Here is a 16,932-nt window from a genome sequence, read left to right on the forward strand (position 1 = left end):
GTGGACCCGCCGTATCGGGGTGGACGGCGGGCGGGTCGCTCGGGACCCGCCCGCCGGGCGGGTCAGGAGGCGGAGCCGATGGCGTCCACGGCGGTCTGGAGCTGCTCGCGGAGGGCGTCGGAGATCGGGGCGGAGCCGGCGGTCTCGGCGGCGGCGGCCTGGCCCTCCTCGCTGATGATGTAGTCGAAGTACGCCTTCACCAGCTCGGCCGTGTCCGCGTCGTCGTACGAGGTGCAGGCGAGGCCGTAGGACACGAGGACGATCGGGTAGGTGCCGGCCTCGGTCGTGTCACGGGCCAGGTCGAAGGCGAAGTCGTACTCGCCGCGGCCCTCGGCGCGCTCGGAGACCTCCAGGACGGCCGCGGCGGCCTCCGGGGAGTACGGCACGAACTCGTCGCCCACCTGGACGCTGGCGGTGCCCAGGTCACCGGCCTGGCTGGCGTCGGCGTAGCCGATGGTGCCCTCGCCGCCCGTGACGGCCTGGATGACACCGGAGGTGCCCTGCGCGGCCTCACCGCCGTCGACCGGCCACACGTCGCTGGCCTCGTGCGGCCACGCGTCGGGGGCGACGGTCGCGAGGTACTCGGTGAAGTTCTCGGTGGTGCCGGAGTCGTCGGAGCGGTTGACCGGCGTGATCGCGAGGTCCGGCAGGTCGGCGTCCGGGTTGTCGGCGGCGATCGCCTCGTCGTTCCACTTGGTGATCTTCTGGTCGAAGATGCCCGCGATGGTCTCGGCGCTCAGGTTCAGCGAGTCGATGCCGGGGAGGTTGAAGACCACGGCGATCGGCGAGACGTAGACCGGGACCTCGACGACCTCGCCGCAACGCTCGGTGGCGGCGGCCAGCTCCTCGTCGTCCAGGTAGGCGTCCGAGCCGGCGAACGCGGTCGCGCCGCCCGCGATGAACTGCTCGCGCCCGGCGCCGGAGCCGGACGGGTCGTAGGTGATCGTGACGTCCGGGTTGGCGCCCAGGAAGCCCGCCATCCACGCCTGCTGGGCGGCGTCCTGGGAGCTGGCGCCGGCGCCGGCGATCGTGCCGGACAGCTCGGACGCGGTCGAGCCGCCGCCCGAGCCGCCGCTGTCACCGCCGCTGCCCCCGTCGTCCTCGTTCTCGCTGCTGCACGCCGTGGCCAGGGCCAGGGCGGATACGACGGCTATCGCGGCGGTGGTGGCGCGCCAGTTGCGCATGGCCTTTGCTCCTCGTTGCGTCCCGGCCGGCGCGACGACCGGCGGGTGTGTGAGACGTGTTCGTCGACTTGAAGGTGTCGAGGAGAACGTAAGAGGGGCCAGCGAAGCAGCGAGGGCCAGAAAGTGAACAGAAAGGTAGGTTCCAAGGAACCCCGGGTTTCACAAAAAGAGTTGGAATCGTTAAGGAAACGACCTTCCCGGTGAGACCCGGACGCCCCCCGGCCGGCTCCCGGCGCGCCGGGCCGAGGGGCCGTCCGGTCAGCTCTGCGGCGGCACGAGGCGGTATCCGACGCCGCGCACCGTCTGGATGATCTCCGGGTGGTGCGGGTCGTCGCCCAGCCGCTCCCGGAGGCGCCGAATGTGAACGGTGATGGTGTTCGAACGCCGCGCGCCCTCGCCCCACAGCTCCGTCCTGATGCGGTCGCGCGTGATCACTTTCTCACTGTGCAGCATGAGCAGATGCAACAGCTGGAACTCGCGCAACGGCAGGCGGGCCGTGGAGACCCCGTGCATCCGGACCTCGTACGTCGAGGGGTCGAGCGTGAGCGGCCCGCACACCAGCGGCTGGTCCCAGCCCCGGTGCCCCCGGTCGGCCAGGCTCAGGAGCTGCGCCACCTCGCGCGGCCGGTACGGCCGCGCCACGCAGGCGCTCGCGCCCGCCGCGAGGGCCGGGCCGACCTGCGCCGTGTCGTCGGGTCCCACGCCGAGAACGACGGGGATCGACAGCCGCCGCCGCACCAGACGCAGCACCGTCGCGCCGTCGATCACCGGCAGGTCCGCGGACACGAGCAGGACGTCCGGCTTGCGCAGCCCGGCCTCCAGGAGGGCGGCCGCGCCGTCGGCGCAGTGCACGACGGACACCTGGTACTTGGCGAGCTGCGCCGTGAGCCCCTGGCGGATGCGCTCGTCGGAGTCGGCGAGCAGGACGACGGGGTTGGTGCCGAGGGTGATGCCGGGGGCGGTGGCGCCGCTCGTCCCGAGGCCGTCCGTGCCGTCCCGGTAGCCGTCGGCGCCGGTCCCGAAGCCGCCGTCCGCGCCGGCGTCGTCGTCACCGAAGTCCACGTGCGGGCCGAGGCGGGGCGCGGTGCCGGGATCACCGCCGGGCGCGGCGGTGCCGTACCGTTCGTCCAGGCCGTCGGGGAACGCGGGCCGCTGCGGGGCGGTGGACGGTCTTCTCGGCTGGGTCGGACTCAACCAGGCGCCCATGGCGCACTCCCTCGCTGTCGGTGTCGGCAGTGAAGAACGCGGCACGGTCGGCGGCCCGGGAACCCCGACGCGGAGCGGAGGTGGCGGCCACGGGCGTGGCCGGCGCGGTGGCGAACGCGTACCGCCGGCGGTGGAGCCGGCCGCCGATGCGGGCGTGCACGCCGCTCTTCAGCTTGTCCTCGGCCCCGTCCCGCTCCGCCCGCCCGGCGGGGCACGGCCGCCGCGGTCCGGCGCGCCGGGCGGCCGCGGCCTGACCGGCGAGCACAGCGGGCATGGCGGAACTCCCGGACGCGGCAAGGGGATCAGGCAGGGACGTTCACCATGTAACGAGCCGTGGGTAGCGGGTTGTGCGGCGTTCGGTGAACCCGCGATGAACAACGGCGTTCGCATGGGTTCCGCCGGCTTCGCGCGCGTCCCTGCGTGGCGGCCCGCCCGCGAGTAGCATCGATGCGGTTTGGTCGGAGGCGATTCCCCGAGGCGCAGGGCAGTTGGTGTGGGCATCGAAGGCGAACAGCTCGTTCTTGACTATCTCAGCCGCGTCGGCGACCTGGCGCACGGCACCAGCATGTCGGCGGCGCAGCGCGCCGCGCTGGTGAACCGGCTGCGCGACGACATCCACCGCGCCAGGGCGGCGGCGGGCACGGCCGAGAGCCGCGCCTCGGTGCGGCGCATCCTCGGCCGCATGGGCAGCCCGGAGGACGTGGTCGCCGCGGCGGCCGGTACGCAGGGCGCGCCCCGTCCCGGCGCCGGCGCGCCCGCGCCGGCGCCGTCCGGGCGGCCCGACGCGCCGTCACCCGCCGTCCCGCTGACGAAGCCCGGGCGCCCGGCGGACGGTTCGGCGGAGCCCGGCGAGGGTCCCGCCGTCCCGCTGCCGGCGCAGCGCACCGGCGACGGCGGCGCATCGCTGTTCCCGCGGCCCGCGCCGCCCGGCCGTACGTTCTGGCCCGACGGTGACATCGGCGCCTTCCGGGGCGGCATCGAGATCCCCGAGATGCTGCGCCCGCCGCTCGGGTTCGAGGACGACGAGGACGCCGAGGACGAGGCGGACGGCCCGGCGGCCGGCGGCCCGGTCCGGCTCACCAGGGACGAGTGGGAGGCCCAGGTCCGCGCGGCGCAGGCCGCCGAGGCCGAGGCGGCGGCCGCCGCGGCCCGGAAGGCGGGGCCGGCGGCCGGCCGGCGGCTGGCGCGCGCCGCGTTCGCCGGGCGGCGGGTCGGTGGCGTCGTCGAACTCGGGGGCGTGCTCCTGCTGGTGGCGGGGGCGGTGCTCAGTGAGCTGGTCCTGCTCGGCCTCGGCTGGGCCGCCGCGTACTGGTCGCCGCGCCTCAGCCGCCGCGTCGGGCAGTGGGCGGCGTTCGGCATGCCCGCGCTCGTCGCCACCGCGTACGCCCTGTGGCTCGGCGGCCGTGCGGGCGGGTACTGGGGCGAGGCGCTGCCCGAGGGTGCGGCGGGCGAGGTCCTCCGGGACGACTGGCCGTGGCTGCTGCGGCTGGCCGCCCTGGCGAGCGCGGCGTTCCTGCTGCACCGGGCGCGCCGCCCGGCGCCGCCCCCGGAGAACGGCTGACCGGCCCGCCCACCACGTATTGCACCGACCGTTCCAGAACGGCTAGGGTGCCGTCCATGGCCCGCCCGAGGAACTTCGACGAGGAACGCGCCCTGGACGCCGCCCTGCGCGCGTTCTGGACGGGCGGCTACGAGGCCACCTCCACCCAGGACCTGTGCGAGGCGACCGGCCTCGGCCGCAGCAGCATCTACAACACGTTCACCAGCAAGCACGACCTCTTCCGCCGCGCGCTCGCCCGCTACATGAGCGTGATGAACGCGCGGCAGGCCGCCGTCCTCGACGACACCGCGCGGCCGCCGGCCGACCGGCTGCGGGCGCTGCTCGACTCGATCGTGGAGACGGAGACCGGCATCGGCTGCCTCACCGTCAACACGACCGTCGAACTGGCCGGCCGCGACCCGGAGATCGCCGCCGTCCTCGACCGGGACAACGCCCACCGGCTCGCCGTCCTGCGCGACGTCGTCGCCGCCGGCCAGCGCGACGGCACCGTCACCCGGGACCGGGAAGCGGGCGACCTCGCCCGCTTCCTGAACGCCGTGATCAGCGGTATCAGGATCTCCAGCCAGGGCGGCGCCGACCGCGCCGCGCTGACCGCGATCGCCGCCACCGCGCTCGACGCCCTCCGCCCGCCCCGCGCCTGACCCCGGCCGCGCCCGGACCGCGGCTCCGCACGCCCACGTTATGTACTGACCGTTCCAGAATCCTCACCCGGGAGCAGCCCGTGCCACGCGCCATCCACCTCCTCGCCCTCGGCGTCCTCGCCATGGTGACCAGCGAGTTCGCCGTCGCCGGCCTCATGCCGCAGATGGCCGAAGGACTGGGCACCACCGTGCCGAGGATCGGCTACCTCATCACCGCGTTCGCCGTGGCCATGGCCGTCGGCGGCCCCCTCCTCACCGTCGCCCTCCTGCGCGTGCCGCCCCGCACCGCGCTCCTCGTCCTGTTCGCCGTCTTCCTCGCCGGCAACGTCCTCGCGGCCACCGCCACCGGCTACGGCACGATGCTCGTGGCCCGCGTCATCACCGGCACCGCGTCCCAGGCGTTCTTCGGCGTCGCCATCTCCACCACCGTCCGCCTCGTCGATCCCGGCATACGCGGCCGCGCCGTCGCCACGACCCTCGGCGGACTCATGCTCGGCACCCTCATCGGCCTGCCGTTCGCCACCTTCGTCGGCGGGCACCTCGGCTGGCGCGCCGCCTTCTGGGCCATCACGGGCCTCGCCGCCGTCGCCGCGCTCGCCACCCTGGCCGGCCTGCCCCGCCTCGACCGGGCGGCCCCCGAGGGCGGGTTCCGCTCCGAGCTGGCCGTCTTCCGCAGCCCCACCCTGTGGCTGCGCCTGGCCACCAGCACCTGCGTGATCGGGGCGACGTTCGCCGCCTTCTCCTACGTCAACCCGATCCTCACCGAGGTCACCGGCTTCACCGAGGGCACCGTCCCCGTCATCCTCGTCGCGTACGGCGCGGCGACCGTCGCGGGCAACACCGTCGTCGGACGCCTCGCCGACCGCCACGCGCTGCCCGTCCTCGTCACCGGACTCGCCCTCAACGCCCTCTTCCTGACCGGCTTCGCCCTCCTCGCCGACCTCCGCCCCGGTGCCGTCGCCTGCCTGCTCGGCATCGGCCTGGTCGGCGTCACGATGAACCCGGCCATGGTCACGCGCGTCCAGCGGGCGGCGAACGCCGGCGCCCTCGTGAACACCGTCCACTCCTCGTTCATCACCCTCGGCGTCATCACCGGCTCCGCGCTCGGCGGCCTCGCCATCGACCTCGCCGGACTGCGCGCCCCCCTCTGGCTCGGCGCCGCCCTCGCCCTCGCCGGCCTCGCCACCCTCCTGCCCGACCTCGCCCGCCCCCGGGACGCCCGCCGCCGCGCCGCCGGCGCCGGCGCGGCCCTCTGAGAGGATCGGGGCCGTGAAGGACGAACCACAGGAGGGGCAGGTCCGGGTACGGCTCGACCTGTCGTACGACGGGTCCGCGTTCTCCGGCTGGGCGCGGCAGGACTCCCGGCGCACCGTGCAGGGCGAGATCGAGGACGCGCTGCGCGTCGTCACGCGCTCCGCGCCCGGCACCCGGTACGAGCTGACCGTCGCGGGACGGACGGACGCCGGCGTGCACGCCCGCGGCCAGGTCGCGCACGTCGATCTGCCGGACGGTGTGTGGGACGAGCAGCGCGACCGGCTCGTGCGCCGCCTCGCCGGGCGCCTGCCGCACGACGTGCGCGTATGGCGCGCCACCCAGGCGCCCCCCCACTTCAACGCGCGCTTCTCCGCGATCTGGCGCCGCTACGCCTACCGCGTCAGCGACCACCCCGGCGGCGTCGACCCGCTGCGCCGCAACCACATCCTGTGGCACAACTGGCCCCTCGACGTGCCCGCCATGAACGAGGCCGCCGAACGCCTCCTGGGCGAGCACGACTTCGCCGCCTACTGCAAACGGCGCGAGGGCGCCACCACCATCCGCACCCTCCGCGCCCTGCGCTGGGAGCGCCTCGCCGACGGCACGGCCGAGTGCACCGTCGAGGCGGACGCGTTCTGCCACAACATGGTGCGCGCCCTCGTCGGCGCCATGCTGTTCGTCGGCGACGGCCACCGGGCACCGGACTGGCCGGCCGCCGTCCTCGCCGGCCGCGTGCGCGACTCGGCGGTGCACGTCGTACGGCCCCACGGCCTCACCCTTGAGGCCGTGGGCTACCCGCCGGACGATCGGCTGGCCGCGCGCAACCGCGAGGCACGCAACCTGCGGACCCTCGTCGGACCGTGACACCGCCCGGCCGGTGAGCGGTCAGGAGATGGCCCGCAGGCTCCCGCGGGCGGGCCGGAGCAGCCGGCCGAGCGCCTGTTCCGTCGCCTCGTCGGCGGGCAGCAGGACGACGATCTGCTGCCCGTCACCGGCGAGTTCGAGCGTCTCGCGGTCCAGCCTCAGGGCGTGCCCCGACGGGTGGGCGAGCCGCAGGACCCCGCGCCGCGGGACCAGGTGGCGGTTCATGCGCCGGGTGAAGTCGGGGCCGGCGGCGGGCGCCAGCTCGGCGGTGAGCCACTCGGCGCTCTCGGCGGACGGCCCGCGCCACAGGTCGAACGCCACCTCGTCCGCGATGTCGTCCCAGTCGGTGAACAGGCCGCGGGCACGGGAATCGGTGAAGACGTAGCGGGTGAGGTTCGGCTCGTCCGGATCGAGCAGCCCGGTGCCGTCCATCAGCGCGCCGAAGCCGCCGGTGTGCGCCAGGATGTCGCCCAGCCGGTTGGTGACCGCGGCGATGCCCGGCTCCAGCAGGCGCAGCGTCTCCCGTACGGCGGGACGCACCTCGCGGGACGGCGGCGCGGGCCGCGCGTGCGCGGTGCACTCGCCGCCGGTGATCTTCGCCAGGTAGCGCAGGTGCTCGCGTTCGGCCGGGGCGAGACTGAGGGCGTCGGCGAGCGCGTTCAGCACCGCGACGGACGGGTTGCGGTCACGGCCCTGCTCGATGCGGGTCAGGTACTCGACGCTGATGCCGGCCCGCGTGGCGAGGTCGAGGCGCCGCAGCCCCGGCGACCGGCGCCTGCCGTGGTCGGGCAGCCCCAGTGTCGCCGGCTGGATGCTGTCGCGCTTGGCCCGGACGAAATCCCCCAACGGCGTTCCCATGCGCCCACGATATGCCGCCCCGGCGCGGACAGGGTGGCCCTGCGGGGGCCAGCCTCGGCGCGGTCTGGCTACGGCCCGGACGCCGCCCGATCGTGGTGGACATGGACAAGAAGCACAGGCTCGCGATCATCACCGGCAGCGTCAGGGACGGGCGGTTCGGCCCGGTCGTCACCTCATGGGTCGCCGGGCAGGCCAGGGCGCACGGCGGCTTCGACGTGGAGGTCGTCGATCTCGCCGACATCGACATCCCGCTGGCGCTGCCCGCCGCGCCCCCCAAGTACGCCGGCGACTCCTACCCGCGCCCGGCCGGCATGGCACCCCTCACGACGGCGCTGGAGAAGGCCGACGCCTTCATCATCGTCACGCCCGAGTACAACCACAGCTACCCGGCGTCCCTCAAGGCCGCCATCGACTGGCACTTCACCCAGTGGGCGGCGAAGCCCGCCGCCTTCGTCAGCTACGGCGGCGCGGCGGGCGGCCGGCACGCGGTGCTGCACTTGGAGAACGTCCTGACCGAACTGCACGCCGTGACCATCCAGAGCGGGCTCGCCTTCCCGAACTACTTCACCGCCTGGCAGGACGGCGCGCCGCTCGACCCGGACACCGCCGGGTACGCCAAGACCCTGCTCGACCTGCTCGCCTGGTGGACCGGCGCGCTCAGGACGGCCCGCGAGGCCGTGCCCTACCCGGGCTGAACGCCGGGACCGCGCCGTCCGGGGAGGCCGTCCGCGGCCTCCCCGGCGCGGGGCTCAGCCGTCCTGCTCGCGGTTGCGCTCCTCGACGATGGCGCTCGCCGAGGCCGACGCCTGCTCCTCGCCGCGGCGGATGATGCAGTTGAACGCGTGGTCGTTCCCGTCGAGGGACGCCTGCTTCGCCGGGGTGTCGGCGTCGCCGCTGTCCGGGGAGCCGTCGGCGTTGCCCGCGATCGTGTAATAGGTGTAGCGGCCGACCTGGTTCTTCGTGGTGCGGCAGCCGCCGTTCTCGCAGAACGCGGGGGCGTCGCCGCCGGTGAGGGCGAGCAGGTTGCCCCCGGCCTCGGTCGCGCGGGCGCTCGCCGCCGTCTCCTCGTCCGGGAACTGGACGACGCCCACCGTCACCGCCACGCCGTCCCCGGTGTAGGTGGCGCGCACGGTGCCCACGCACCCCAGCTCGGTCAGGGCCGCCGACAGGTCGGCGGACAGGACGTCCGTCCCGCACCCCTCGGTGCCGTCCGACGCGACCTCGGTGTACGCCCGGTCCTCGATCTCCATCGTGTCGCCGGAGAAGAAGCCGTCCGGTTCGAACGGCGCGAGGTCCTTGTCCGCGTCCGAGATGAACTCGCGAGGCTGCGGCAGCGGCGGCAGGGAGGTGCGGCCGAACGTCTGCCGCTCCGACTCCGACCCCGACGGCTCGGCCGGCAGGGTCGTGTCCGCGCCGGCCGCCTCCGGGTCGCCGTCGCCGCCCTGGCCGACGATGACGAGGGCGACCACGGTGCCGACGGCCACCGCGCCGAGGACGGCGCCGCCGACGATCCAGGCGCGCCTGCGGCCCTGGCGCCGCTCGGCGTCGGCCGCGAGCGCGTTCCAGTCAGGCGGCTGCTGCTGAGAACCCCCCGGGACCCACCCCGGTCCCCCCTGCCCGTAACTCATGGGCGGCAGTCTAAGGGGAGAGCGCCCGCCGGCGACCCTGCGGTCGGATCACATGACGGAACGGTGAACACCCGGGACCGTACGGGGGCGGCGACCCGTTTTGACCCGTCCGGCGGAGGGCCGGTAGTCTGCATCGTTGAAGACTCTATGCGTATGGCTTGCTCGATCTCACGTGACGGGCCTTGCGCCGGTTCACCAGGATGGTTGCCAGGGGCCTGCACCACGGTTGCGTCACCGGGGTGCGGCCTTCTCTGTTGTGATCGCCGGGTGGCCTTGTCAGGTAACCCAACACTGAAGAAGCGAAGGCTACGACCGTGCGTACGTTCAGCCCCAAGCCCGGCGACGTCCAGCGTCAGTGGCACGTCATCGACGCCACCGACGTCGTCCTGGGACGTCTGGCCTCCCAGGCCGCCACCCTTCTGCGGGGCAAGCACAAGCCGGTGTACGCGCCGCACGTTGACACCGGTGACTTCGTCATCATCGTCAACGCCGACAAGGTGCACCTCTCCGGCAACAAGCGGACCCAGAAGCTCGCCTACCGTCACTCCGGCTACCCCGGTGGTCTCCGTTCCGTCCGGTACGGCGACCTGCTGGAGAAGAACCCGGAGAAGGCCGTCGAGAAGGCGGTGAAGGGCATGCTGCCGAAGAACTCCCTCGGCCGGCAGATGTTCTCCAAGCTCAAGGTCTACGCGGGCTCCGAGCACCCGCACGCCGCCCAGCAGCCGGTGGCGTTCGAGATCACCCAGGTCGCGCAGTAGTCCGGCCACCCTTCACAGAAAAGAATCCGAGGAGAATCGTGGCCGAGCCCACCCCTGAGACCCTGGACGCCGAGGTTCCCGAGGTCGAGGAGTACACGACCGAGAGCACCCCGGAGGAGTTCGCCTCCGCCGAGGACCTGACCGCCCGCTTCGGCGACCCGCTGCCGGGCGCCGGCACCGGCCGCCGGAAGAACGCGATCGCCCGCGTCCGCATCCTGCCGGGCACCGGCAAGTGGAAGATCAACGGCCGCACCCTCGAGGGCTACTTCCCCAACAAGGTGCACCAGCAGTCCGTCAACGAGCCCTTCAAGGTCCTGGAGCTCGACGACCGCTACGACGTGGTCGCCCGCATCTCCGGCGGCGGCATCTCCGGCCAGGCCGGCGCGCTGCGGCTCGGTGTCGCCCGCGCCCTGAACGAGGCCGACGTCGAGAACAACCGCGGCCCGCTCAAGAAGGCCGGCTTCCTGACCCGCGACGCCCGCGCGGTCGAGCGGAAGAAGGCCGGTCTGAAGAAGGCCCGCAAGGGGACCCAGTACAGCAAGCGCTGATCGGGTCATTCCCGGCGCCCCGGCAGCACGTCCGTGCTGCCGGGGCGTTCCTTTTATAGGGTTTACGCCGTCGGTCGCACTCGGGAACTCGGAGGAAACACTGTGGGACGACTCTTCGGCACGGACGGTGTACGGGGCGTTGCGAACGTGGATCTCACCGCCGAGATGGCCCTGGGCCTGTCGGTGGCCGCGGCCGGCGTGCTCGCCTCCCCGGGCACCGACGGCGCCGGTCGGCCCCTGGCCGTGGTCGGCCGGGACCCGCGGGCATCGGGCGAGTTCCTGGAGGCCGCGGTCGTCGCCGGGCTCGCGAGCGCGGGCGTCGACGTCCTGCGGGTGGGTGTCCTGCCGACCCCGGCCGTCGCGTACCTCACGGGCTCGCTGGGCGCCGACTTCGGCGTGATGCTCTCCGCGAGCCACAACCCGATGCCCGACAACGGCATCAAGTTCTTCGCCAGGGGCGGCCACAAGCTGGCCGACGACCTGGAGGACCGCATCGAGTCCGGCTACCGCGAGCACGCGGCGGGCGAGCCGTGGGAGCGGCCCGTCGGCTCCGGCGTGGGCCGGGTCACCGACTACGACGAGGGCTTCGACACCTACGTCAGCCACCTCGTGGGCGCCCTGCCGAACCGCCTCGACGGCCTGAAGGTCGTCATCGACACGGCGCACGGCGCGGCCTCGCGCGTCGCCCCCGAGGCGTTCGCGCGGGCCGGCGCCCGGGTCGTCACCATCGGCGCCGAGCCGGACGGCCTCAACATCAACGACGGCTTCGGCTCCACGCACCCCGGCGCGCTGCGTGCCGCCGTCCTGGAGCACGGCGCCGACCTCGGCATCGCGGTGGACGGCGACGCCGACCGCTGCCTCGCAGCCGACGCGGCCGGCCGGGACGTCGACGGCGACCAGATCCTCGCCGTCCTCGGCCTCGCCCTGCGGGAGGCGGGCCGCCTGCCGCACGACACGGTCGTCGCCACCGTCATGTCCAACCTCGGCTTCACCCTCGCCATGGAGCGGGAGGGCCTGCGGCTGCGGCAGACCGCCGTGGGCGACCGGTACGTCCTGGAGGAGATGCGGCGCGGCGGCTACGCGCTGGGCGGCGAGCAGTCGGGACACGTCATCGTCCTCGACCACGCGACCACCGGCGACGGCACCCTCACCGGGCTGCTGCTCGCCGCCCGCGTCGCCGCCACGCGCCGCACCCTCGCCGACCTCGCCGGCGTGATGGAACGGCTCCCGCAGGTCCTCGTCAACGTGCGGGACGTCGACAAGTCGCGCGTCGCCGACTGCCGCGAGCTGTCCGACGCCGTCGCCGAGGCCGAGCGGCAGCTCGGCGCCACCGGCCGGGTCCTGCTGCGTCCCTCCGGCACCGAACCGCTGGTCCGGGTCATGGTGGAGGCGGCCGACGCCGACCAGGCGCGGACCGTCGCGGCGACCCTGGCCGACGTCGTGAAGTCCCAGCTCGGCTGACGCGCACGCGCCGCGCGGCACCCGGTCAGGGGTGCCGCAGCCGCACCGCGCGGACGGCATGGTCGGGTCCCTTCCGCAGGACGAGGGTGGCCCGGGCGCGGGTCGGCGCGATGTTGGCGACGAGGTTCGGCTCGTTCACGGTGCGCCAGGTGGTGCCCGCGATGGCGAGCGCCGTCTCCTCGGGCAGTTCGGCGTACTTCCTGAAGTACGAGCGCGGGTCGCGGAACGCCGTGGCCCGCAGCCGCAGGAACCGGTCCAGGTACCAGGCGCGGATGTCCGCCGGCCGCGCGTCGACGTACAGCGAGAAGTCGAAGTGGTCGGCGAGCCCGACGCGGCCGGGCGGCGCGCTCTGCAGGACGTTCAGGCCCTCCAGGATCAGGATGTCCGGGCGCCGCACGACGAGCCGCTCGCCCGGCACGATGTCGTACGTGAGGTGCGAGTAGACGGGCGCCGACACCTCCGGCCTGCCGGACTTCACCTCGGCGACGAACCGGGTCAGCGCCCGCCGGTCGTACGACTCGGGGAAGCCCTTGCGCGCCAGGAGTCCGCGCCGCCGCAGTTCGTCGGTCGGCAGCAGGAAGCCGTCCGTCGTGACGAGCGCGACGGACGGGCGGCCGGGGCCGCGCTCCAGCAGCGCCCGCAGCAGGCGGGAGATCGTGGACTTGCCCACGGCCACGCTGCCCGCCACGGCGATGACGAACGGCCCGGCCCGGCGCTCGGCGGCACCCGGGTCGGCGTCGCCGTGGAGGAACGCCCCGACCGCGCTCCGCAGCCCGGCCGCGGCCTCGATGTGCAGCTGCAGCAGCCGCACGAGCGGCAGGTGGACCTCGCGGACCTCGGTCAGGTCCGTGACATCGCCGAGCCCCCGCAGCGCCGTCAGCTCGGCCGCCGTCAGCGGCAGCGGGGCGCGCTCGCCGGCCGCGCTCCACTGGGCGCGCGTCAGCTCGATGTACGGGGTCGTCCGGCGGGGTGAGGTGGCCACGCGCACATTCTCCGGGGCGGGCTAATCTGCCCGCATGTCCGGGTGCGTGGGTTACACAGGGGTCCAGTCCGCTCTCGACGTGCTGCTCGGCGGCCTCGGCAGACTCGCGGGCCGCGACCCGGACCACGACGCCGCCGGTGTCGCGGGCGTCGCGCTCGTCGCCGACGGGGGTCTTGCGGCGGCGCGCCGCGCGGGCACGCTCGCCGACCTGCGCGCCCTGATCGCCGACCGGCCCCTCCCCGCGGCGGGCACGGGCGTCGGCCATGTGGGGCGCGTGACGGGCGGCGGCCCCGCCGCGGACACCGACGCGCAGCCGCACCTCGACGCCGCGGGCCGGGTCGCCGTCGTCCGGGACGGCGGGGTCGAGAACCACGCGGCGCTGCGCGCCGGGATCGCGGCGCGCGGCCACCGGTTCGAGTCGGGGACGGACACCGAGGTGGTGGCGCACCTGCTGGCGGAGTCGTTCTCGTCGTGCGGGGAGCCGGGGGAGGCGATGCGTCAGGTGTGCCGGTCGCTGCGGGGCTCGTTCGCGCTGATCGCGGTGCACGCCGACGATCCCGACGCGGTGGTCGCGGCACGGCGGGGCCTCCCGCTGGTGGTGGGTGTGGGGGCGGGGGAGTCGTTCGTGGCGACGGACGGGGCGGCGTTCGCCGGCGAGTCCGTCGGCGAGGTGCTGCGGCTCGACGCGGCGGGCGGCGATGAGGTCGTCGTGCTGCGGCGGGACGGTGACGAGGCGCGCTGCGAGATCACGGACGCCGAGGGGGGCGTGGTGCGGGCGTGATCGTCGGGGTGGGGATCGACGTGGCGGAGATCGACCGGTTCGCGCGGTCGCTGGAGCGGACGCCCGAGCTGGCGGAGCGGCTGTTCGTCCCGGGGGAGCTGTGGCTGCCGTCGGGGGAGCGGCGGGGGGCCGCGTCGCTGGCGGCGCGGTTCGCGGCGAAGGAGGCGCTGGCGAAGGCGCTGGGGGCGCCGGCGGGGCTGCGGTGGACGGACGCGGAGGTGCGGCAGGAGGCGTCGGGCCGCCCGCTGCTGGAGGTGCGCGGCACGGTGGCGGCGCGGGCGGCGGAGCTTGGCGTCCGGACGTGGCACGTGTCGCTGAGCCACGACGCGGGCGTGGCGTCGGCGGTGGTGATCGCGGAGGCATGAGGAGCCGCCGGGGCAGAGATCATCGGATCGGGTGAAATGGGCCGTTCGGGTGCGCGTCGGACGATTGTTCCGTCGGAGGATGACCCCGGGGCGATGAGCCCGGCACGTAGCCTGGTCGGAGCGAGAGGGAGGGGACGCGATGGCAATGCCCGCACATCCCGTGAGCGATTCGTATCCCGTGAGCGAGCCGATGAACGAGCAACACGACCCCATCGAACTGCTGGCCGCGATCGAGAAGGCGTATCCGACGCCGGTTCGATTGGAGTTCCTCGAGGGGGTACCGGTCGTGTCACCGACGCCGGATCACATGCACAACAAGGGGTTGCTCAAGCTGGGGTCCCAGTTGCTCTCCGCCGGGATCGACGAGGTGGGCACCAACACGGGTTTCCGCTTCGCGGAGGGTGAGGGCGACGGAACGGTCGCGCTCGTCATCCCCGACCTCTACGTGCTCCGCCGGCCGCTCACGGACCTCGACGAGGCGTACCGCGGTGCCCATGGCGGATGGCTCCCGATCGGGACGCTGGCTCTGGCGGGGGAGGTCACGTCCAGCAATCATGAGACGGACACGGGGCCGAAATACCGGACGTACGCGGCGGCGGGTGTGCCGGTGTATCTGCTCGTCCATCGGGCGCGTGGGTTCGCGTATGCCTTCTCGGAGCCCGTGCCGGAGGAGAAGCGGTACGAGGTGTCCGTCGAGGTGAAGCTCGGCGAGCCGCTGCCCCTGCCCGCGCCCTACCCGGTCCTCGACACGTCCGTGTTCCTGGCGCGTTGATCCACCGGACCAGGGCGTTATGAGCGAGTCGCGCGACCCGATCGACGCGCTGGCGGCGATCGAAAGGGCCTCTCCGGAGCCGGTGCGGTCCGAGTTCCTCGGCGGCGTCCCGATCGTGACGCCGCCGGCGGACTGGGAGCACAATCAGATCATCGGCGCTGTCTACATGCAGTTCAGGGCGGCCGGCCGGGGGCGCGCGGGATTCGGGACCGGGTTCCGTGTCGGGGCTCCGGAAGCCAGGACACGGGCGCTGGTCATCCCGGATCTCCACGTGCTCCACCGCGAGCCGACGGATCTCGATCGCGCCTACCGCCGGGCACACGGTGGCTGGTACGCGGCGGATCTCCTGGCTCTGGCGGGGGAGGTCACGTCCAGCAATCATGAGACGGACACGGGGCCGAAATACCGGACGTACGCGGCGGCGGGTGTGCCGGTGTATCTGCTCGTCCATCGGGCGCGTGGGTTCGCGTATGCCTTCTCGGAGCCCGTGCCGGAGGAGAAGCGGTACGAGGTGTCCGTCGAGGTGAAGCTCGGCGAGCCGCTGCCCCTGCCCGCGCCCTACCCGGTCCTCGACACGTCCGCCTTCCCCGTGTCGTGAGCCCCGACCCGCCGCCACGCGGCGGGGAGTGCCTCGGCCACCGTCGACGCCGTCGGCGGCACCGGGGCGAGCGAGCCCGCGAGGCCGTGCAGGTGCGCGCCCGTCGACGCCGCGTCCAGGGGTGACAGGCCCGTCGCCAGCAGAGCGCCCGTCAGGCCCGACAGCACGTCGCCCGTGCCCGCCGTCGCCAGCCACGGCGTGCCCGTCGTGTTGACGCGGACGCGGCCCGCCGGGTCCGCGACGACCGTGGTGGAGCCCTTGAGCAGTGCCGTCACTCCGTAGCGCGCCGCGAGTTCCCGTGCCGAGGCCAGGCGGGACGCCTCCACGTCCGCCCGGTCCGCGCCGAGCAGGCGTGCCGCCTCGCCCGCGTGCGGGGTGATCAGGGTCGGCGCGGTCCTGGCGCGCAGCCGGTCCGGGTCGAGGCCGCGCAGGCCGTCCGCGTCGATCAGCACCGGCACGTCCGACGCCAGGACCTCGCCGACCCGCTCCGCCGCGTCCGGGTCCTCGCCGACGCCCGGGCCGACGACCCACGCCTGCACCCGCCCCGCGCGGTGCGGCGGCCCGTCCGAGACGAGCGTCTCCGGATGGCGGCCGACCACCGCGTGCGCCGCGGGCCCCGCGTACCGCACCGCGCCCGCGCCGCCGCGCAGCGCCCCGGCCACCGCGAGGACGGCCGCGCCCGGGTAGCGCTCCGAGCCGGCGACCACGCCGACCACCCCCCGCCGGTACTTGTCGCTCTCCCCCGAGGGCCGCGGCAGCAGCGCCGCCACGTCCGCGTCGGACAGCGCCACCGCGTCCGCCTCCGGCGGCAGGTGCGGCCCGAGCCCGATGTCCACGAGCAGCACCTCACCGGCGTACGCGCTGCCCGGGTCGATCAGCAGCCCCGGCTTGTACGCGCCGAACGTCACGGTCACCGCGGCCCGTACGGCCTCGCCCCGCACCTCGCCGCTGTCCGCGTCCACCCCGCTCGGCAGGTCGACCGCCACCACGGGCACGCCCGCCGCCGCCACCCGTGCGACTAGCGCGGCGGCGTCGGGGCGCAGCCCGCCGCGTCCGCCGATGCCGGTGATGCCGTCCACGACGAGGTCGGCCCGCGCGAGCAGCGGTCCCGTGCCGGGCGCGTCCGCGCCGGTGGTACGGCCGCCCGCCGCCCGGAGCGCCGCGAGCCCTCCCGCGTGCGCGCGGTCGGGCCGCAGGAGGACGGCGGTGACGGCCGTGCCGCGCCGGGCGAGGCGGGCGCCCGCGTACAGCGCGTCGCCCCCGTTGTCGCCGCCGCCGACGAGCAGCACCACCCGCGCGCCGTACCGCCGGCGCCCGAGCCGCCGCGCGACGACGGCGGCGAGCCCGGCGGCCGCCCGCGCCATCAGTGTTCCCCCGGGCAACGCGGCCATCAGCGCGCGCTCCGCCGCCCGTACGGTCTCCACCCGGTACGCAGTCCTCATGGGTCCCAGTCTGACGTTCGCGGAACGGT

Annotated in this window: 17 protein-coding genes and 1 pseudogene; 12 read left to right on the plus strand and 6 right to left on the minus strand. The window is 74.6% G+C overall.

Features of this window, described 5'->3' with window-relative positions:
• Positions 1–62: 62 nt before the first annotated feature.
• Both EMA09_RS16875 and EMA09_RS16880 read right to left on the minus strand, forming a co-directional pair.
• The gene (locus EMA09_RS16875) at positions 63–1,184 is read right to left on the minus strand and encodes a phosphate ABC transporter substrate-binding protein PstS (RefSeq protein ID WP_129841851.1); all 1,122 of its coding nucleotides are present in this window, start codon (positions 1,182–1,184) and stop codon (positions 63–65) included.
• 258 nt (positions 1,185–1,442) lie between these two features.
• On the minus strand, positions 1,443–2,390 hold the full coding sequence (locus EMA09_RS16880) for a response regulator transcription factor (protein ID WP_240796436.1): 948 nt from the start codon (positions 2,388–2,390) through the stop codon (positions 1,443–1,445).
• Positions 2,391–2,883: 493 nt separating this feature from the next.
• On the opposite strand from EMA09_RS16880, the gene EMA09_RS16885 reads away from it, so the two are divergent.
• The 4 genes from EMA09_RS16885 to truA all read left to right on the plus strand — a co-directional run bounded on the left by EMA09_RS16885 (position 2,884) and on the right by truA (position 6,710).
• Positions 2,884–3,951: a hypothetical protein gene (locus EMA09_RS16885; RefSeq protein ID WP_129841852.1), complete on the plus strand. Its 1,068-nt coding sequence runs from the start codon at positions 2,884–2,886 to the stop codon at positions 3,949–3,951.
• Positions 3,952–4,007: 56 nt separating this feature from the next.
• Positions 4,008–4,592, plus strand: a complete 585-nt coding sequence (locus EMA09_RS16890; RefSeq protein WP_129841853.1) for a TetR/AcrR family transcriptional regulator — start codon at positions 4,008–4,010, stop codon at positions 4,590–4,592.
• Between the two features lie 80 nt (positions 4,593–4,672).
• Positions 4,673–5,848, plus strand: a complete 1,176-nt coding sequence (locus EMA09_RS16895; RefSeq protein ID WP_129841854.1) for an MFS transporter — start codon at positions 4,673–4,675, stop codon at positions 5,846–5,848.
• Between the two features lie 13 nt (positions 5,849–5,861).
• On the plus strand, positions 5,862–6,710 hold the full coding sequence (truA, locus tag EMA09_RS16900; RefSeq protein WP_129841855.1) for a tRNA pseudouridine(38-40) synthase TruA: 849 nt from the start codon (positions 5,862–5,864) through the stop codon (positions 6,708–6,710).
• A 21-nt stretch (positions 6,711–6,731) separates the two neighbouring features.
• Here the strand turns inward: truA and EMA09_RS16905 are convergent, their stop codons facing one another.
• Complete coding sequence (locus EMA09_RS16905; RefSeq protein WP_129841856.1) at positions 6,732–7,568, minus strand: helix-turn-helix transcriptional regulator; 837 nt, start codon at positions 7,566–7,568, stop codon at positions 6,732–6,734.
• Between the two features lie 101 nt (positions 7,569–7,669).
• Between EMA09_RS16905 and EMA09_RS16910 the strand changes: the two genes are divergently transcribed.
• Positions 7,670–8,263, plus strand: a complete 594-nt coding sequence (locus EMA09_RS16910; RefSeq protein ID WP_129841857.1) for an NAD(P)H-dependent oxidoreductase — start codon at positions 7,670–7,672, stop codon at positions 8,261–8,263.
• Between the two features lie 54 nt (positions 8,264–8,317).
• On the opposite strand, the gene EMA09_RS16915 is transcribed toward EMA09_RS16910, so the two are convergent.
• Positions 8,318–9,196, minus strand: a complete 879-nt coding sequence (locus EMA09_RS16915) for a hypothetical protein (protein ID WP_129841858.1) — start codon at positions 9,194–9,196, stop codon at positions 8,318–8,320.
• A 314-nt stretch (positions 9,197–9,510) separates the two neighbouring features.
• Here EMA09_RS16915 and rplM point away from each other — a divergent pair, with 314 nt between their 5' ends.
• The 3 genes from rplM (at position 9,511) to glmM (ending at position 11,963) form a co-directional block, all read left to right on the plus strand.
• Positions 9,511–9,954 (plus strand): 50S ribosomal protein L13, encoded by a 444-nt coding sequence (rplM, locus tag EMA09_RS16920; RefSeq protein ID WP_129841859.1) that lies wholly within the window; start codon positions 9,511–9,513, stop codon positions 9,952–9,954.
• A gap of 38 nt (positions 9,955–9,992) precedes the next feature.
• Positions 9,993–10,502, plus strand: a complete 510-nt coding sequence (gene rpsI / locus EMA09_RS16925; protein ID WP_129841860.1) for a 30S ribosomal protein S9 — start codon at positions 9,993–9,995, stop codon at positions 10,500–10,502.
• Between the two features lie 102 nt (positions 10,503–10,604).
• A complete protein-coding gene (glmM, locus tag EMA09_RS16930; protein WP_129841861.1) occupies positions 10,605–11,963 on the plus strand; it encodes a phosphoglucosamine mutase in 1,359 nt (452 codons plus the stop codon).
• A 25-nt stretch (positions 11,964–11,988) separates the two neighbouring features.
• On the opposite strand, the gene coaA is transcribed toward glmM, so the two are convergent.
• The gene (coaA, locus tag EMA09_RS16935; protein WP_240796437.1) at positions 11,989–12,945 is read right to left on the minus strand and encodes a type I pantothenate kinase; all 957 of its coding nucleotides are present in this window, start codon (positions 12,943–12,945) and stop codon (positions 11,989–11,991) included.
• A 34-nt stretch (positions 12,946–12,979) separates the two neighbouring features.
• On the opposite strand from coaA, the pseudogene EMA09_RS16940 reads away from it, so the two are divergent.
• From EMA09_RS16940 to EMA09_RS16955, 4 genes and pseudogenes are all read left to right on the plus strand, one after another.
• Positions 12,980–13,594, plus strand: a pseudogene (locus EMA09_RS16940) (glutamine--fructose-6-phosphate aminotransferase); the annotation flags it as partial.
• A 128-nt stretch (positions 13,595–13,722) separates the two neighbouring features.
• Complete coding sequence (locus EMA09_RS16945; RefSeq protein WP_129841864.1) at positions 13,723–14,091, plus strand: holo-ACP synthase; 369 nt, start codon at positions 13,723–13,725, stop codon at positions 14,089–14,091.
• Between the two features lie 190 nt (positions 14,092–14,281).
• Entirely contained in the window at positions 14,282–14,863 is a 582-nt protein-coding gene (locus EMA09_RS16950) for a Uma2 family endonuclease (protein WP_240796438.1), read from the plus strand.
• 19 nt (positions 14,864–14,882) lie between these two features.
• Complete coding sequence (locus tag EMA09_RS16955; protein WP_129841865.1) at positions 14,883–15,461, plus strand: Uma2 family endonuclease; 579 nt, start codon at positions 14,883–14,885, stop codon at positions 15,459–15,461.
• Here the strand turns inward: EMA09_RS16955 and EMA09_RS16960 are convergent.
• Complete coding sequence (locus EMA09_RS16960) at positions 15,422–16,903, minus strand: NAD(P)H-hydrate dehydratase (RefSeq protein WP_129841866.1); 1,482 nt, start codon at positions 16,901–16,903, stop codon at positions 15,422–15,424. The genes EMA09_RS16955 and EMA09_RS16960 overlap by 40 nt on opposite strands.
• Positions 16,904–16,932 lie beyond the last annotated feature (29 nt).

This window comes from Streptomyces sp. RFCAC02 (assembly GCF_004193175.1).
GTDB lineage: Bacteria > Actinomycetota > Actinomycetes > Streptomycetales > Streptomycetaceae > Streptomyces.

Bases quoted from the DNA above. Each gene is read 5' to 3' on its own strand.
- EMA09_RS16875 (WP_129841851.1), bottom strand. From the start codon at position 1,184: ATGCGCAACTGGCGCGCCACCACCGCCGCGATAGCCGTCGTATCCGCC.
- EMA09_RS16880 (WP_240796436.1), bottom strand. From the start codon at position 2,390: ATGGGCGCCTGGTTGAGTCCGACCCAGCCGAGAAGACCGTCCACCGCC.
- EMA09_RS16890 (WP_129841853.1), top strand. From the start codon at position 4,008: ATGGCCCGCCCGAGGAACTTCGACGAGGAACGCGCCCTGGACGCCGCC.
- EMA09_RS16905 (WP_129841856.1), bottom strand. From the start codon at position 7,568: ATGGGAACGCCGTTGGGGGATTTCGTCCGGGCCAAGCGCGACAGCATC.
- EMA09_RS16910 (WP_129841857.1), top strand. From the start codon at position 7,670: ATGGACAAGAAGCACAGGCTCGCGATCATCACCGGCAGCGTCAGGGAC.
- EMA09_RS16915 (WP_129841858.1), bottom strand. From the start codon at position 9,196: ATGAGTTACGGGCAGGGGGGACCGGGGTGGGTCCCGGGGGGTTCTCAG.
- EMA09_RS16950 (WP_240796438.1), top strand. From the start codon at position 14,282: ATGAACGAGCAACACGACCCCATCGAACTGCTGGCCGCGATCGAGAAG.
- EMA09_RS16955 (WP_129841865.1), top strand. From the start codon at position 14,883: ATGAGCGAGTCGCGCGACCCGATCGACGCGCTGGCGGCGATCGAAAGG.
- EMA09_RS16960 (WP_129841866.1), bottom strand. From the start codon at position 16,903: ATGAGGACTGCGTACCGGGTGGAGACCGTACGGGCGGCGGAGCGCGCG.